Here is a 15,999-nt window from a genome sequence, read left to right as displayed (position 1 = left end):
TGGTGCGCTTCGGGCGCGATTGGTACCTGCGGCACTTCCGCACCATCTCGCGCTGGTTTCCGCCGGCTGAGGGCTGGGCACTCTACTACCTGGCGCTCGTATTGTGGGTCGGCTCGCTCCTGTACCGTGCCGGCATGCTGTTCTAATCCTGGAGACGATGTCGTAAGCGACATGGTAGCGGGAATATGCGAACGTGACGAACACCGTCAGCGTCGGCACCGCAATCTCGGCATTGTCACACTACTCGGCGGCGCAACCACCACCGCCGTCTCGGTCGACACCAGCGTGCCCGGCGCGCACACGATCATCTATACCGTCACACACGCCGGCACGGCCAACGGCCCTTGCTCACGAGTGCGCCGCCGGCTCCGCTCTATGGCGGTACCGTTTCCACGTGCGAGTTTGCTGCATCGGTCTTGTCCCGCGCCGCGGGGCCGGGCGAAAAGAGCCACATCAACCACGCGACGACGAGTATCCCGGTCGCGAGTCCGACGGCGACATATATCGCGCGTTGCCCTGCGCCCGCGAAAACCGTCAGCGCCGTCCGCTCAGCCAGTCGGCGCTCATCAGCGGATTGCGGCAGCTCTCCCTTGTACTCACTCCACACCCAAGCGTGAGAAATCTCATCTTGCACGATGCCCTCCCTTGTATTGGCTCCACACCCACGCTTGCGTCACGCTCCCCTCCCAGGATTCAACCACCGCCCATTTCTCCGCTCTCGGCTTAGCCTGTTGCACCGTCTTTATTTTTGCGCCGCAATAGGAATGCTGTGCAGCGCACACTACGTACAAAAGAGGCGCAGCGACCGGAATCACCCAGGCGCGCAGGGCCAAAAGGACACCAGATGTCACCCAACTTCAACGAGATGCAGACGCAGTTCTCAAATCAGTTCGAGGCCGTTAACGCGGCGAACGCCTCAACGGTGAAGGCGTTGCAGGCCATTGCGACCGAAAGGATGGAATATTCGAAGAAGTCCTTCGAGAACGGCCGCGTGCTGCTCGAGAAGCTGCTCTGCGTAAAAAAAATCGACGAGGCGATTCAGTTGCAGTCGGATTTCGCCAAATCAGCCTATGAGGATTTCGTCGGGGAAGCCACCAAGATCGTCGAGATGTATTCGAGCCTCGCCAAGGAAGCCTTCAAGCCCACCAACGTCGTGAGGGCTGCACACCCACCAGTAACCGCTCCCCCATCGAAAGCGCCGTACACTGATCCGTTTAATTGATCTCAGACAGTTATCTGTATCCGCCTCGCCGGGTGTCCGGATGGGCGTAAAATAGCAAGAGGTCTTATTGCAGCCTCTTCCCCATGCTTCGGCGCACGACTAGCGCGCGTCGATTGCGGGGAGGAGCCCGTGTCGCACACTGACAATGATGCGCGTGCGCGCATCCGTGAACTCAATGACTCGCTCCGCAAGAGCGTCGATCCGAAGCTTGGGACATTTGTGCTGACGGCAGGCGTGGACGCCTTGCCGCCCGACATTAAGATGATGGCGATCCGCGAGACGCGCACCTTCAACGATTTCTCGGAAGAGAATGACCCGCACGGCGAACACGACTTCGGCTCGTTTGAACTCGGCGGCCAGCGGTTCTTCTGGAAGATCGACTACTACGATCCGAATCTCGAATTCGGCTCGGAAGACCCCGCCGATCCGACGAAGACGACTCGCGTCCTGACCGTCATCCTCGCCGAAGAGTATTGAGCCATGGTGAAAAACTGCAGCCCCGCAATGAGCGGGGCTCTCTTCTTATTTCCGCGCGCGCCTTCAATTTCCCACGCCCCAGGCCGCCCCGGAAGAGGTCGGCCTTATCCGCACTCACGTTACTTTCGTATGAGCACCATCGCAGAGCTCAACGACGCATTTCGTCATCAGGGAGTGCTCATTGTCGAGCCGACAGCCAGCATCTGATCGTCGTCGATCCGTCCAGAATAGCTGTGACAAATAGCGGAATTGACCGAGGCAAACCATATGCTGTTGTGTGGGGAGCGTCCTGTTACGCCGTCTTTGACGGAACGTTTCCGATCGGTGTTCGGGTTTTGCCGCATCACTGAACGCTTGTCGGCGGCCGCCCGCGAAGCGAAGTGCAACAGGGCGCACCGAGCGTCTGCCCGACATAGCCGGCATCTCGGGAAAGACGCGTTTCTAGCATTGCGCGACTCTGCTTAAGCTTGCTACGAAAGACACGAGCGTTTTCCACTCCGTCTCTTCTGACAAGGAGCCTTCGGGAAAACCGAATAGGCGAAGCGTTAAGACACCGTCCGATTAAACTTCACACGGCGTCGATCGATAACGTCGCCAATAAGTCCGTGCGAAGCATCGATCGCCGCGGCTAGGTCTGCAGCGTCAACGACCGCAAGGCCGTCCTGCTCACGCTGCAGGGCGGCGTCTAGACATCAACTATAGCGCGAGCGTCAGCGTTGATCGCATGTTCTGTTCGCATAGATCCACCTTCAAATACCATGACGCCGACGGCGTCACCCGCCGAACATAAGAGGCCGCCCGCCGCCTGTAAGGGCCGGGGTAACTGTGTCAAGTTGCACGTAAATGCAAGAATGCGCTGGTTCACGCGTGTTACTGCAGCTTATTTGAGAATCATTTTCAAGCTATCAGCGCTATTCGCATAAGGAGTTCAGCAAATATGACAGTTTGCCATTATCAAATTAAGCGCAGCAAACGCGTCCAGATTATCAAATTAGACGCACGCTATCAAATTAGGTACATGCTTAAGCTATTGAAATATACGAATCTTGGATTATCGCATTTAAGCGCAGCGTGACAGGCTGATCGCGAAAAATCACGGCGACGACGACCTTATTGCCGCGGGAGCGTTCTTACTTTCTGCCCACGCGCGATCGGCTAATCCATCAGTTGCCCGGCATCTCGCCGAGACGGTGTGCAACGCATGTCATCAGATTAGACCTGTTTCGGCGCCCTAAGTCCGAAATCCAGCGCGCCGAATTTCGTGGGCATCAGCCGCCTGCCTTCGACGAACGAACTCACGATCAAAGTTTTTATCCGCGCTTCGCACCCGACAATGCCAAACATTATGCTGACTCCGGAAAAGTCCGATTCTGTCGCCGCATATACCGAGAGCCTCGCAAGGAAATAGTCTTCTCTAGCGAAGGCCTTCAAACCGCCTGTTCCCTCAGCAGCCTGAAGTAATGCTCTGCGTGCTGCAAATAGTTCTCGATTTCGGTTGCATCGCCGGTCGATCTGGCGGCGCGCGCGAGCGCCAAATAGCGTTCATAGCTTCCTTTGGCGTCGATAAACCGAATGCCTGCGAGTCTGCCTCGCTTCTGATCTGACGCTTCTGATCGACCCGAAAATGGTCCGACGGCCGAACCGTGTCCACCAATTTTAGTACCTCTATGCGTGCCGTTTTGCATGATTACTCCTAAGTCCGTTGCGGTCGTTGATCTGCGAATAATCAGAGGTCCGGCATACGAATGTCGATATTGCCCCGGTTGATCGCCTTTGATCCAGGATGCGGGTCTAAGGCCTACGATCAGATCCATGAAGATTTATTGGGGCGTTTGCGCGGTCATTTGATAGCACCGCTTCGCCACGCGGCAGTGTCTTTGCACCGCCGGCAGATGCGCTCACCCGCCCAGGCGCTAAGAAACGACGATCGGCAAACGAGGCATTTTCTAATGGCTTGTTCAACGGTTCGCGTCACCGCTGATTCTTCATGCCGCCCGCCCACGGCTGCGTTGTGCCGCTCGGATGCGCAGTTGGACGTGGGTAAAGTGTTTGATCTTTCCCAGAGGCTGCGCATGTTTTGGTCAAATCTCCTGAGAATCAGCGTTCTCTCTGTTTGCGTTTTTCGATATCGGAAATATGTATGCCGCCACTCTCTGCAGCGTAACGCCAAATCGGCTATAATTCCTATCTGAAGTTCAGACGTCGAATGATATGCGCTTGCGCTCGACGAGCTTTCCGAAATTGTGTGGTGGCGTTAACTCGCTGAAGCGTCTGATTCACTATTGAAATTGAAACTCTGCTCGGGCAATCGCGAGCGAGATAACCGCTTCGAAAAAGGGTTGCATGTGCTTCTTTCTGGCAGTCGTCGCAAAAGCGCGATGAACGCTCTCGCGAAAACTGATCTGCTTGCGCCGCTGGTCGGCGCGCAATCAGCGTCTTTACTTCAGTCGATCAAAACCCAACGCGCCGCGAAGTAGGCAACTGCGCCAATTGCGACCACTGCGATCATGCCGATCGGAGTCGCAGCGTAACTTGTCAACTCGAGAATCGCTCCCATAACTTTCTCCTTTTCTCACATTTGTCTTCTTTGTCTTCGGTTCAAGCCGCGACCGTCAAGCGATCCGCCGATGACTTGCCGCGCCGGCCGTCAGCGGTGACCTCGAATGCAAGCTTCTGCCCCTCGGCGAGGTCGCTAAGCCCTGCGCGCTCAACCGCGCTGATATGAACGAAAACGTCGGCGCCACCTGATTTCGGCTGAATCCGAAACCTCTTTGCGGGTTGAACAGTTTCACGGTACCGGTCTACATGACATGTCCTTTCCAAGAACAAGCAATCAAGCGCCGGCAACACGCCGTACCCTGCATATCGATGTTCAGGAGAGAAGTCGTGAGCGGCAACGCCAGAACTGGCGCGATTGCGCATTCGTTCGGCCGAAAACTCGATTTTTCGTACGTAAGCACCCACCCCTTGAAATACAAGCGCTGCTGTATGAAGGTATCCGTCCGATGCCCCCCATGACCCCCGCCTTTCGAATCCGATTGGGGAGATAGGACAGTGCAACTATCCGGGTCCTCTCTATTCGGCCCTTGGGAGTCAAGCGCGTGCATCCGCTCAGCTTCTCCGACGTTGACGGTTGATGACATTCGCGGGTCCGCGCTTCTCTTCGGGATAAGCCGTCTGGCTCTCCCAGGATGGGATCAGTAGAACAAGGTGGCTCAATCTTCCTTCCTCGCGTCCTGATTGCGCTATGCGCGATTGGCACAAGACCCATTTGCGAACTCACCTCATCCATCGTCCCGCGAAGGACATCTTTCCGCCTATCGGCCGAACTCCTATGGCTACCTCTCCTTTTTGAAGGCCGGGGGCTCCAAATTCAGTCTACGCGGCCGCCGAAGGGACCTTGTTCGTCCAGCGGAAGACGGAGCCGTCGACCCACATCCGGTGCATGATGACAGCTAATCGGCGCGCCAGCGCGACAATCGCCTTTTGACGCCCGCGTCGTTTGGCGACGTTCATTGCCCAGGCCTTTAGCCATGACCATTTTCTCACGCGGGTCATCATGACTTGTGCGGCCTCGTAGAGAAGCGAACTCATCATTGCGTCTCCGCATAGAGAAACGCCGCAATCCGGCAGCTTTCGCCAGATTGGTGCAATCGGGGCGTCAATCCCAATGATGGACCGACAGCTTTCGAGTTCTTAAAGCGGGCGGGAATGTCGATGGTGGCGCTGAACGCCAGAGACACGACAGGCCCAACCCCGGGGATCGTCACCAACCGTCTGCAAACTGCATCGTCGCGGACGATTGCCAGTAATTTTCGATGGAGCGTGGTGAAAGACTCGCGAAGCTTCTGTCGCGCGGTCAGCAACGGTTCCATAATTTCGATAAGCTCAGGTGCATCGGCGACGAGCTCACGGATGCGCTCGTCGAAATTTCCTACTGCGACGACGCCGACCTTGAGTCCAAAATTGCGTAACAACCCGCGTATTTCGTTTTCGAAGGCTACAGCGTTTTCCTGCAAAAGCTTGCGTGCGGTGAGAAGGGCCCGGCGCTTTTGGCTAGTCAGCGTTTTTACGTGTACATGGCAAATCAGATTGACCCGCATCATTTGAGCTATGCCGCGCGCGTCGTTGCGATCACTCTTGTTCACCTGCGCTTGCAGGAAAGCCTTCGTGTGGCGCGTTTCAATACAGATCGCTGGCAATCCCGCCCCAGCCAAGCCACTGAACAACCATTGCGACAACGGGCCCGCTTCCAAGCCAATGCGTTCAAGTCGCCATTTGGGATTCTTGAGAGCGCCAACCAGATCTTCAGGATAGCTTGGCGCTTTGCATTCACTGCAAATCTTGCCCGCTTCATCCACGATGCAAATCGAGTTCTCTTTGACCGAGACGTCCAGACCAGCAAAATATTTCATGCTGCTCTTCTCCACTGCGTAAGCCTGTTGCAATCCCGTCGAGTTTAGCATCAGCCGGGAGCGCGCAGTCCTCAACATCGTCTGGGGAAACGGCGCCGGCATACCCCATCTTCCTCTGTCGGGAGCCATCTTGGCTTGAGATATTCGATTCCGAATTTCCCTCGCGGCTTGAGCTTCGAGACGAGCTGTCTCGCATAGGCGCTCGAATGTGCTTCGCCCTCGCAGGATCGTCTCATCTCGAACCGCGTTGAGGATGGCGGGATTGGCGATCGCTCGCGAGATGCCAGCCAAAAGCGCCGGGCGGAACGAGATAGGAAGAGCGGCAACAGCCGCATGATTGATCCTGCGTTTGATTGGCCGCGCGAGATTGTCGAATTTGGGAAAGATCGCGCCAAGCGCCCATCCGGCCGCAGGTTCACGGCCATTCGCACCGCATGGCCGCCACGTATGCACGAGCAGCGCGCGCATGAGCGCGATCGGCGAATAATCGAACGAGTTATCGCCACGAAGGAAAAACTCGACGATCGCCTCGCCGGCAACAGCTTCCTTCCACACATCAGCGAAGGGGCTCGTGTCCTGCAGTGTTTCGCCAGTATCGGGGCGCTCGCTTGTATCCGATAAAGGCGCGCCGCAAGCGGGGCAGGTGATGCGCCAGGCCTTCCGCCAATGCTTCGGGACCACGCCGGACGCTCCGTCGCGCGCGTGCCGGTCTGCGCAGGGTCGGCAAATCTGCGGCGCTCTGTTGCGGCAAATTAATTCGGCGGAACCTGCTGGCGTCTCAATGAACGTCATCTCGATCAGCGCGATCGGATCGCATCGGAGTTTTTCAGATAATCGCGCGACCTGCGCTAACCCCAGCCGATAGTCGAGAAGCGAGAGATTGCGTGTGCCGGGCATCAGCCATTTGGCGAAAAACGGCTTCGACACCCCATAGTAGGCCGCGTGCCTCGCCAACCACGACGAGAGCAGCTCGTCGTCGACCGGCCTCAGCACCACTGGCAACGGCCTATAAGCATCGTCTTCGTCGTCGATCATTGGAAAGCGGCCTCGTCCTCCCCCACAGGTTTGTATCGTTCCAGCGCTTCGTCGGTGATCCGTTCGACCCCAGTTTCGATGGCTTCGATCGCCACGTCATTGAGCATGCGGAATATCCGTGCGCTGACTCCACCGCTGACCAACAGAATGCGGCGCAAGCCTTTCGCCGTCAGAACGCTCGGTTCCTTCAGTGGCAGGTTTCGCACGATGGCGAGAACGAGTTGCTCGAACTCTTTGTCCGCTATCCACCGCGGTAACGAGATGGAGTCGAAGCGTCGCGCCAATTGAACGTCGCCATTGATCGCTTGGCGCGCTTCCATGATCCCAAAACAAACCAGAGACAGTTTCAGTTCGTTGCTCAAATAGCGCAGCGTGTTGAAAACGACGCGCTGGTCGCGCCAGGAGGCGGCGAGAACATTATGGATCTCGTCCAAACCAACACTTGGACGCCGGCGCCCGAAGCAGCGGGCGTGTTCCGCGACAATCCTGCCATCCTGCCGAATGACGATGCGATCGGCGTAGGCGTGGATCTCGACCGGGCGGCCGACAGCGCCGGCGTTCACCGAGTATTTGTTGTTGTCGAAGCGGACCAGGCACGTCTTCGACACGGAAGCCGGCAGCGCGTGGAATCCGTCGAAGCGTCCGCGATAGGGAATGAGCCGGGGGCGCTCCTCCTCGAAGACCTCCCAGACGGTTCTGTCGGCGCGCTCCGGATGGGCGTGCGCCTTGGCGTAGGCGATGCATTTATCCATCAGCCACGCATTCAGTTCGTCGAAGGTCTTGAACCGCAGACGCGGCGTGAAGAAGCGCTCGCGCACGAGGCCGACCTGATTTTCGACCTGTCCCTTCTCCCAGCCCGACGCCGGCGTGCAGGCTACAGGCTCGACGAGATGGTGCGAGCACATTTGCAGAATGCGGCGATTATATTGCCGGTCCTTGCCAACGAAGATCGTTTCGACCGCCGTCTTCATGTTGTCGTAGACCCCCGGCCGCAGGCGCCCTTGAAGAAGGCAAAGGCACGCTCATGCGCGTCGAAAACCATCTCCTGTGTCTCGCGCGGATAGGCTCGGGCGATAAACATCCGGCTGTGACAGAGCCGCAGATGCGCGACCTTCACGGTCATGGTCACGCCGTTCATCAGAACGATCTCGTGGCTCCAATCAACTGGTAAGCCTCGCCCGGCGCAAAGCTCAGCGGCACAAAGGCGCTCGCCGTCTCGCTTGCATGGTCTCGCGCCCAACTCCGCGCGTAACGCCGCACCGCGTCGTAGCCGCCGTCATAGCCAAGCGCCCGCAGTTCTTCGAACACACGGATCAGCGTCAACCGCTCGCGCGCCGGCTTCGTTGCGTTCGCCGCAAGCACTCGGTCGATCTCAGTCTTCCAGGCGCCGAGCTTGGGACGCGGCTGAATCTCCCGCTCGTAGGAAAACGACGTCTCGCCTGATCGCAGAACCTTGCGAACCGTGTTGCGCGATATCTTCAGATCACGGGCAATCTCCTTGATCGACTTGCCCTTCTGGAAATGCTCCCGCCGGATCCGGCCAATCGTCTCCACAACAAGCATCCCCCACCGCCCGCTCAATGCCAAAGCGGGCAGACCTGCAAACAGTTCAGATGGGGGTCAATTTTGGACGCCGATCCCCCGGCTTAGGGGGTCAAAATTGCACGCCTAAACACACTCCGGCGGGTCCAAGCGGAAGTCGCTCAGGAGCAAGTTCGCACCCTCTGCGATCACGCCGAGAAAATCGCGTGCGGCTTGAGCGTCGCTGAACAGGCCACCCTGGGTTGTCCCCCCATTGGCGGGCCTCGTCAAGGACGATCATCCCCGAGGCCAGAAACAGAAAACCGGCGATGACAGGAGCCGGAATCGTCAGAAATTCAACAAAGGCGTGCTTGGCGATGGCGAAGGCCAGCTCGCCGGTCAGCGCACTCTCAGGTAGACCAGAGGACGAGACGCAGGACCGACCTTCGCAGTATTTTTAGTTCGCTGGTGGAGACGAGGGCGCAAGCGTCGCAACCTGATGCGCGGGAGCAAACAGTGAAAACGCAAGCTTCATTCATCGCCACGCTTCGTCATTCGTGGAAAGAGGACGTTCTCGCTTCCGTCGTGGTGTTCCTGGTGGCCCTGCCGCTCTCCTTGGGTATCGCCATCGCGTCAGGCGTTCCAATCGACAAAGCGGCTTCGGTGGGCCTCATCACCGCCATCATCGGCGGCCTCGTGGTGGGGCCCTTGTCCGGCAGTCCGCTACAGGTGAGCGGACCAGCGGCCGGCTTGGCGGTGATGGTCGCCCTGTTCATCCAGGAGCATGGTTTCGAGACGCTGGGACTCATCGTCTTGCTGGGCGGCCTGATGCAATTGGCGACCGGCCTGCTTCGCCTGGGTCCAGTGTTCCGCGCCGTTTCGCCCGCCCTGATCCAGGGGATGCTGGCGGGAATCGGAATCCTGATCTTCGCCTCGCAATTCCACGTCATGGTGGACGATCTGCCGCCGGGCACCGGCAAGGAATTCGGCGGCGTCATCAATCTCTGGTCGCTGCCGCAAGCTGTATGGAAAGGCGTTACGGAACCGGTCCATCGTCCCGCGGCGCTGATCGGCCTGCTGACCATCGCCACGGTGACGCTGTGGACCCTGTTCGCGCCCAAGAAGCTCAAGCTGCTGCCGGCGCCGCTCATCGGCGTCGCCGTCGCCACCGCCGCTGCATGGCATCAAGAATTGGACATGAAATACGTTCCGGTACCCGAGCAATTGCTGCACGCGGTCAGTTGGCCGACGATGGCCGGGTTCAGCCGGCTGGGCGAGGGCGCGATCTGGCTGGCGGGACTGTCCCTGGCCTTCGTCGCTAGCGCGGAGTCGCTGCTCACCGCCACAGCGTCGGATTCGATGCAGCGCCATGCCGAGCGCACAAACTACAACCGCGAGCTGATGGCGCAAGGAACCGGCAATGTTCTCTGCGGCCTCATGGGCGTGATCCCGATCACGGGCGTCATTGTCCGCACGTCGGCCAATATCATGGCGGGCGGCCGTACCCGAATGTCCGCCTTCCTGCACGGAGTTTGGCTATTGCTGTTCGTGGCGCTGCTTCCGGGCGTCCTGGGCATGATCCCGGTCGCCGGTCTGGCGGCGGTGCTGGTTTATACCGGCGTCAAGCTGGCCAAGCTGCAATTCGCCAAAATTCTTTGGGACCAGGACCGGGGGGAAGCCGCCATTTACGTCATAACGCTCGCCAGCGTCGTCGGACTGGACCTGCTGACCGGTATCATGCTGGGAATAGGTCTGGCTTTCGCCAGACTGATGTACAGCTTCTCCCACCTCGAAATCCGGATCGACGAGGACAAGGAAGCCGGCGTCACCGAGATTCGTCTCAAAGGCGCCGCCTCCTTCATACGTTTGCCGCAACTGGCCGCGGCCCTGGAGAAACTGCCGGCAAACGCGCATGTGCATGTGCATCTGCACGAGTTGACCTTCATCGACCACGCCTGCCTGGATCTGCTGGTCAAATGGGAACAGCAACGCCAGACCGCGGGAGGCGAACTGATCCTCGACTGGGGCGCTCTGCACGGCGTCTTCCAGCTGCACGCCTGGCGCGCGCCGTAAGCGAGCAGGTCGCACCGTCGCGGCGACAGATTGCGCCGCGCCGAGATCAGACCGGTGAGCGTTCAAATGTGGCCATCATGATAGATCTTCTATTTTAACGCCTTCCATGAACACGGCGTCTTAGATGCGATATTATTTTTGGATAGGTGCGCCATATTAAGAAACGCGCACGTTAAGAAGCGCGCACGAAATTTCGCGACATGGCGCGCTGAGTAATCGTCGAGCCCTACTCTTCGAGCTCTTCGAGCGAGCTCAAGCGGAGGGGCGCTGTTGCTCCAGAGCTCAAGCGGCCCGCGCGTGCCCGTTGGAGTAAGTTCTGCAAACTGGCCCTGAAATTCTGGACTGGCGAAACACGGCGCTGCGCTTGGCTCCTGACCCTGTTTGTCGCAAGGCGCGGAGCAGCACGCATCCGGATTGCTTGTTGTGCTCAACTGCTTTGATTCTGGTTCCCTCGACGCTGTTCTTTCTGAGTAAGCGTGATCGAGGCCGATTATGGACCGTGGTGCGCGATGAGAGGCCCTACGGGTCGACGGCGCCCCCGGCGGCCTTCTATCTCTACTCGGCGGACCGCAAGGCGGAGCATGCCCGTGCCTTGCTGAAAGATTGCCGCGGCCACCTGCACGCGGACGGTTATACCGGCTTGGGCGGCCTCTATGAGGCCGATCCAAAAACGGGCGAGCCGGCGCCGTTCAAAGAGGTCGCGTGCTGGGCGCATGCCAGGCGCAAAATCTACGACGTGCATGTGGAGACAAAATCACCGGCGGCGGCACAGTCGCTCGACATGATCGCGCGGCTCTTCGCCATCGAGGCCGACATTAAGGGTAGATCGCCGGCCGAGCGCGTCGCCGCGCGCCGCGAGCGGGCAAATCCCCTTCTGGATGAACTGCGCGTGTTCTTTGATGCGACGCTGGCGAAGATCAGCGGCAAGAGCGACTTCGCCAAAGCCATCCGCTATGCGACCTCCCGCTGGACGGCTTTGACTCGCTACGTCGATGACGGACGTCTCGAAATGTCGAACAACGCCGCCGAACGCGCCATCAGACCCCTTACTTTGGGCAGAAAGAATTACCTATTTGCCGGCTCCGACGACGGCGGACGTCGAGCCGCGATCATGTATACGCTGATCGAAACGGCGCGCTTCAACGGAATCGATCCGGAAACCTGGCTTGCGGAGGTCATCGCCCGCATCGCCGATCACCCGATCTCAAAGCTTGACGAACTGCTCCCTTGGAAATGGGAGAAAGCCGCGCCTCAAGCCATCGCCGCTTAGCCACCCGTGGTCGTCCGATCACGCTTACCTTTCTGAATGCCAAAGCAGCACTGCAAATCCAAAGAGCTCGTGCTAAGCAATTCAGAGCGCGAGCAGCGCGTGTACAAGTGGTACGGCTCCAACGCTCGCCGCTTCTGCAAGCGCTTGCCATCGAGCTCATCCGCTCATCCATTTGAAGCTTCGCTTATTTATACTCAGCTAATGCGGCGGCTGATCCGTCTGGCACCTGAACCAGTTCGCCGCCTTTGTCATAAAGGTCCTTGAAGCGATAAAAGCTGTCGCGGCTAACCCATGATTTTGCAAGCCTGGCTGACGTTGCCAAGCTGCTTGGCCAGCTCGAGCAGGCCTGCCTTGGCGGATGATTTTCTGTTCCAGGGTCATTTCGGTGTCTCCTGGAGACGCCGTGGCGGGGGCTGCGCTGCCCCGACCAACTCCGCCCCCGCCACGGCTCCCACGCGTGGCAAAAACAACCGTCCGTCAGATTAAGTCGAAACTTATACATATCGCGACTCTGGATCGCGAGTCACTGTCGCGGGGATATCCGCCAAATAATTGGCTGCCGTCGCGCAGGCAATCGCGCGGGCGTTGTCAGTCATGGCGTAACGCTCCTTGGGGAGGTTCGGGCAGGTTTGGTCACTAACCCCGTTACGCCGCCTTCCTCACGCCGTCATCACCCAGATTCCGCTATAGCTCATAGTCTTCCCTAGGGCTCGGACCCATAAAGTTGTTGGCTTGAGCGCGACGTCGTGATTCACAGCTTCCGAAAGGAAGCGCCCATGATTCCCGACCGTTTTTGGCTGACCGACGCCCAGTTTGCGAAGATTGCGCCGCACCTCCCCACTGACACGAGGGGCAAGGCGCGGGTCGACGATCGGCGCGTGATCAGCGGGATTGTCCACGTGCTGAAATCCGGCGGGCGCTGGATCGACGCGCCGGCGGAATACGGGCCGCGGAAGACGCTCTACAACCGTTATGTCCGGTGGGCGGCCAAGGGCGTGTGGGTCAATCTCTTCCAAGCGCTCGCGCAAGCTGGCGGCCCGCCGCCGCAGCTTCTCATCGACTCCTCCGCGGTCAAGGCGCATCGCTCCGCCAGTGGCGGCAAAGGGGGGAGCGCGCCCAGGCGATCGGTCGATCGCGCGGCGGACGCACGACCAAAATCCATGCGCTGACAGACGCTCAATGCGACCCGTCGCCTTCATGCTCACGGGCGGCAATGTCGCCGATTGCACCGCTGGCGCAGAGCTTCTGTCGAAGATGCCCGCTTGTGACATCCTGCATGGCGACAAAGGTTACGACAGCGACGTCATCCGCCGGCAGGTCGAGAATGCCGGCGTGATGCCGAACATCCCGCCCAAGGCCAATCGCAAATGGAAGAACTGCTTCTCGCCTTTCCTTTACCGAAACCGAAACGCCATCGAGCGCATGTTCTGCCGGTTGAAGGACTTCAGGCGCATCGCCACGCGCTACGATCGAAGCGCGACTAACTTTCTCGCAGCCGTCTGCATCGCGGCGACAATCAGCTATTGATGGGGTGGACGCCCCCGGCGGCATCACTGTGCCAAAGTGGCGGTGTTGAGAACACCTTTTTGAGGAGGCGTCCGTGGGAGAGGTTAGCATGATCGGCTTGGATATCGCGAAGAACGTCTTTCAAGCTCATGGAGTTGACGCCTTAGGGCGCGTGGTGTTTCGAAAGAAAATTGCCCGACGGAAGCTCATCGAGTTTTTTGTGACTCAGCCGTCTTGCCTCGTGGCGTTGGAAGCATGTGGCGGAGCCCATCATTGGGGACGGGAGATCAGAAAGTTGGGCCACACCGTCCGTTTGATACCCCCTGCGTATGTAAAGCCCTTCGTGAAGCGGCAGAAGAATGACGCAGCCGACGCCGAGGCCATCTGTGAGGCGGCGCAGCGGCCATACATGCGGTTCGTCGCGGTCAAAGACGAAGCGCAGCAAGCGAGCTCGGTCGTCTTTCGAGCCCGTGACCTTCTGGTGCGTCAGCGTACGCAATGCGTGAACGCCTTACGTGGCCACTTGGCGGAGTACGGATGCATCGCGCCCAAAGGGATGACGCACGTCGAAACGCTGATCGCCTTTGTCAAAGACCGAACCAACGCTCTGCCAAACGGTGCGAGGTTGATGCTCGAAGTTCTAATCCGATCGCTGGCCTCTCTGAAAGAAAACATCGCCGTGCTCGATGCCGAAATTGTTCGTCGCGCAAAAGAAGATCCGGTAGCTCGTCGGCTGACGACGGTTCCAGGTGTCGGACCGATCACGGCGGCGGCGATTGCAGCGCTAGCGCCGCAGGCAGAGTCGTTCAAGCGCGGACGCGACTTCGCGGCCTGGCTTGGCCTCACGCCTCTTCAAAGATCCACAGGCGGTAAGACCCGGCTCGGCGCGACCTCAAAAATGGGTGAGCGAACAATACGTCGGTTGCTCATCATTGGGGCAAGCGCCGTTGTTCGCCAGGCTTGCAGACGGAGCGCCGCATCGAGCCCGTGGCTCAATCGGATGTTGGCTCGCAAGCCGCGGATGCTGGTCACGGTCGCTGCTGCGAACAAAACGGCTCGCAAATCTGGGCGCTCTTAGCGAAGGGTGGAATCTATCAGGCTCCAGCGGCGGCGTAAGCAGTCGTACGCTGCGAGGTCGTCGAGGACGTAGGGTGGTCGAACGGAAAATATGGCGCATCAGTCGGTGAGACGGGGTCAGTCAGCCAGTTCATAACCAAGTGCTCCAAGCACGCGCTTCTGATTTGGAGCTGATCCGCGAACTTCCATATGGGCCTGCGGCGTCTGTGCGGCCGCATTCGAGGCCGGACAGATGTCAGCACCCAACTACGCGCCGTGGGTTCCGAAAAAATGCCTTGCGTCCAAAGGGGCGTCCACAGATGGTTATGAGTCTGGACCCTAGGGCGGCGGATCAAAAAAATGAATTGGGGCGCGGCGCTTGCCACGGCAGTTTGTGGCTGACAGAGTGGAGAAATGCTCCGCTGCCTTCGCCTTTTGATCTCTGCGGTTATTCTCACTACAGCTTTAGCTGGGGCGGGCGGAGCTTTTGCCGCGAAGATGAACCATGCCTGCATTGAAATGGGCATGGACGATTGTCCCGGCCACCACGCCGATGACGGCGCAGCACTCCCCGTCTGCGCTGAGATCCTGTGCGGACCAAGTCAAGCGGCGCTTCCGCAGTTTCAACCATTCGTTGATGCCGTTCTTTGGGTGTGTGCGCCGTCGCTAATTCCCTCCGACGACATTGAGCGCGGCGGATTACGAAGCCCGCCAGCTCTCCGACCTCCAATCGTCTAAAGCCGAAAGACCAATCTCGCTCACGGTAGCGCCGGGAGCAGATTTGGCGCGACTTCAAGCGGTCGCCGGCTAGCCCGACGGGAGATCGATTCCAGGCTCCCCTTCCCGCAAGAACCAGCGCCGTTGTCGCATCGATCGCGCGAGCCGCGATGATGTCCCTTATCGGGATTGAGCGCAGCTCTGCGATCCGCCCGACGACCATGCGCATTAATGCGATACGGAGAGAATCTGATGATGCTCGTGACCTCGGGCAAGGCGCGCTTATTCGCGCTGGTCGCGGTTGCCATCTTGAGCTCAGCGCCGCGCGCTCGCGCCAACATCAACGACTACGAATTCCGACTCGTCGAAGCGCAATTCAAGACGGGGCAAGCGATCGTATCGGTGAGTCTCGTCCATAAGCCCGACGACAAGCCGGCGCCGAACGCGGTGATCTTCGCGACGCGTCTCGACATGGCTCCAGATGGCATGGAGTCGATGACCAGCATGATCGAACCGGCGCCAAGCCCCGATCCCGGAGTTTATCGCTTCCAGGTCGATCTGACTGATGCGGGAACGTGGCGGATATCGCTCGCTGCAAAGGTGCAGGGCGAGAGCGGCACGCTCCAGAGCCGGCTAATTCTAAAGGTGGCGCCATGAGTCGAGGGCCGCGCCTTCGCGCCATCTCATTTGTAGGGTCGGCGGCGATA

Annotated in this window: 8 protein-coding genes and 8 pseudogenes; 7 read left to right on the top strand and 9 right to left on the bottom strand. The window is 59.1% G+C overall.

The window, feature by feature from the left end:
• Positions 1-373: 373 nt before the first annotated feature.
• Complete coding sequence (locus A3OO_RS0119875; protein WP_018409598.1) at positions 374-634, bottom strand: hypothetical protein; 261 nt, start codon at positions 632-634, stop codon at positions 374-376.
• A gap of 210 nt (positions 635-844) precedes the next feature.
• Here A3OO_RS0119875 and A3OO_RS0119870 point away from each other — a divergent pair, with 210 nt between their 5' ends.
• The gene (locus A3OO_RS0119870; protein WP_018409597.1) at positions 845-1,222 is read left to right on the top strand and encodes a phasin family protein; all 378 of its coding nucleotides are present in this window, start codon (positions 845-847) and stop codon (positions 1,220-1,222) included.
• A 129-nt stretch (positions 1,223-1,351) separates the two neighbouring features.
• Positions 1,352-1,699 carry a DUF3768 domain-containing protein gene (locus tag A3OO_RS0119865; RefSeq protein ID WP_018409596.1) on the top strand — a complete coding sequence of 116 codons (348 nt, stop codon included), beginning with the start codon at positions 1,352-1,354 and terminating at the stop codon, positions 1,697-1,699.
• 1,212 nt (positions 1,700-2,911) lie between these two features.
• Here the strand turns inward: A3OO_RS0119865 and A3OO_RS24640 are convergent.
• From A3OO_RS24640 to istA, 7 genes and pseudogenes are all read right to left on the bottom strand, one after another.
• Positions 2,912-3,043, bottom strand: coding sequence for a hypothetical protein (locus tag A3OO_RS24640; protein WP_018409595.1), 132 nt, complete (start codon positions 3,041-3,043; stop codon positions 2,912-2,914).
• Positions 3,044-3,144: 101 nt separating this feature from the next.
• Positions 3,145-3,384 (bottom strand): annotated as a pseudogene (locus A3OO_RS23295) (DUF4167 domain-containing protein); the annotation flags it as partial.
• Between the two features lie 913 nt (positions 3,385-4,297).
• Positions 4,298-4,491 (bottom strand): annotated as a pseudogene (locus A3OO_RS22345) (cold-shock protein).
• A gap of 586 nt (positions 4,492-5,077) precedes the next feature.
• A pseudogene (locus A3OO_RS22340) lies at positions 5,078-6,114 on the bottom strand (IS110 family RNA-guided transposase).
• Between the two features lie 648 nt (positions 6,115-6,762).
• Positions 6,763-7,149: pseudogene (locus tag A3OO_RS23290) on the bottom strand (TniQ family protein); the annotation flags it as partial.
• Entirely contained in the window at positions 7,146-7,583 is a 438-nt protein-coding gene (locus tag A3OO_RS24120; protein ID WP_245257256.1) for a TniB family NTP-binding protein, read from the bottom strand. The gene A3OO_RS24120 and the pseudogene A3OO_RS23290, both read right to left, overlap by 4 nt.
• Before the next feature lie 18 nt (positions 7,584-7,601).
• Positions 7,602-8,712: pseudogene (istA, locus tag A3OO_RS24460) on the bottom strand (IS21 family transposase); the annotation flags it as partial.
• A 426-nt stretch (positions 8,713-9,138) separates the two neighbouring features.
• Here istA and A3OO_RS0119825 point away from each other — a divergent pair.
• On the top strand, positions 9,139-10,743 hold the full coding sequence (locus A3OO_RS0119825) for a SulP family inorganic anion transporter (protein WP_342446770.1): 1,605 nt from the start codon (positions 9,139-9,141) through the stop codon (positions 10,741-10,743).
• 364 nt (positions 10,744-11,107) lie between these two features.
• Positions 11,108-12,013 (top strand): IS66 family transposase, encoded by a 906-nt coding sequence (gene tnpC, locus A3OO_RS22330; protein ID WP_342446769.1) that lies wholly within the window; start codon positions 11,108-11,110, stop codon positions 12,011-12,013.
• Between the two features lie 235 nt (positions 12,014-12,248).
• Here tnpC and A3OO_RS24455 read toward each other — a convergent pair.
• Positions 12,249-12,394: pseudogene (locus tag A3OO_RS24455) on the bottom strand (helix-turn-helix domain-containing protein); the annotation flags it as partial.
• 395 nt (positions 12,395-12,789) lie between these two features.
• On the opposite strand from A3OO_RS24455, the pseudogene A3OO_RS24895 reads away from it, so the two are divergent.
• The 3 genes and pseudogenes from A3OO_RS24895 (at position 12,790) to A3OO_RS0119800 (ending at position 15,949) form a co-directional block, all read left to right on the top strand.
• A pseudogene (locus tag A3OO_RS24895) lies at positions 12,790-13,540 on the top strand (IS5 family transposase).
• 73 nt (positions 13,541-13,613) lie between these two features.
• Positions 13,614-14,635: pseudogene (locus tag A3OO_RS22325) on the top strand (IS110 family RNA-guided transposase).
• Positions 14,636-15,547: 912 nt separating this feature from the next.
• Positions 15,548-15,949, top strand: coding sequence for a FixH family protein (locus A3OO_RS0119800; protein WP_156825001.1), 402 nt, complete (start codon positions 15,548-15,550; stop codon positions 15,947-15,949).
• The last annotated feature ends 50 nt before the right edge of the window (positions 15,950-15,999 follow it).

This window comes from Methylocystis rosea SV97, from assembly GCF_000372845.1.
Lineage (GTDB): Bacteria > Pseudomonadota > Alphaproteobacteria > Rhizobiales > Beijerinckiaceae > Methylocystis > Methylocystis rosea.
The sequence above is the reverse complement of the archived record's forward strand: the minus strand, read 5'-3'. Positions and strand labels throughout refer to the sequence as shown.

Bases quoted from the DNA above. Each gene is read 5' to 3' on its own strand.
- A3OO_RS0119870 (WP_018409597.1), top strand. From the start codon at position 845: ATGTCACCCAACTTCAACGAGATGCAGACGCAGTTCTCAAATCAGTTC.
- A3OO_RS24640 (WP_018409595.1), bottom strand. From the start codon at position 3,043: ATGTTTGGCATTGTCGGGTGCGAAGCGCGGATAAAAACTTTGATCGTG.
- A3OO_RS0119800 (WP_156825001.1), top strand. From the start codon at position 15,548: ATGCTCGTGACCTCGGGCAAGGCGCGCTTATTCGCGCTGGTCGCGGTT.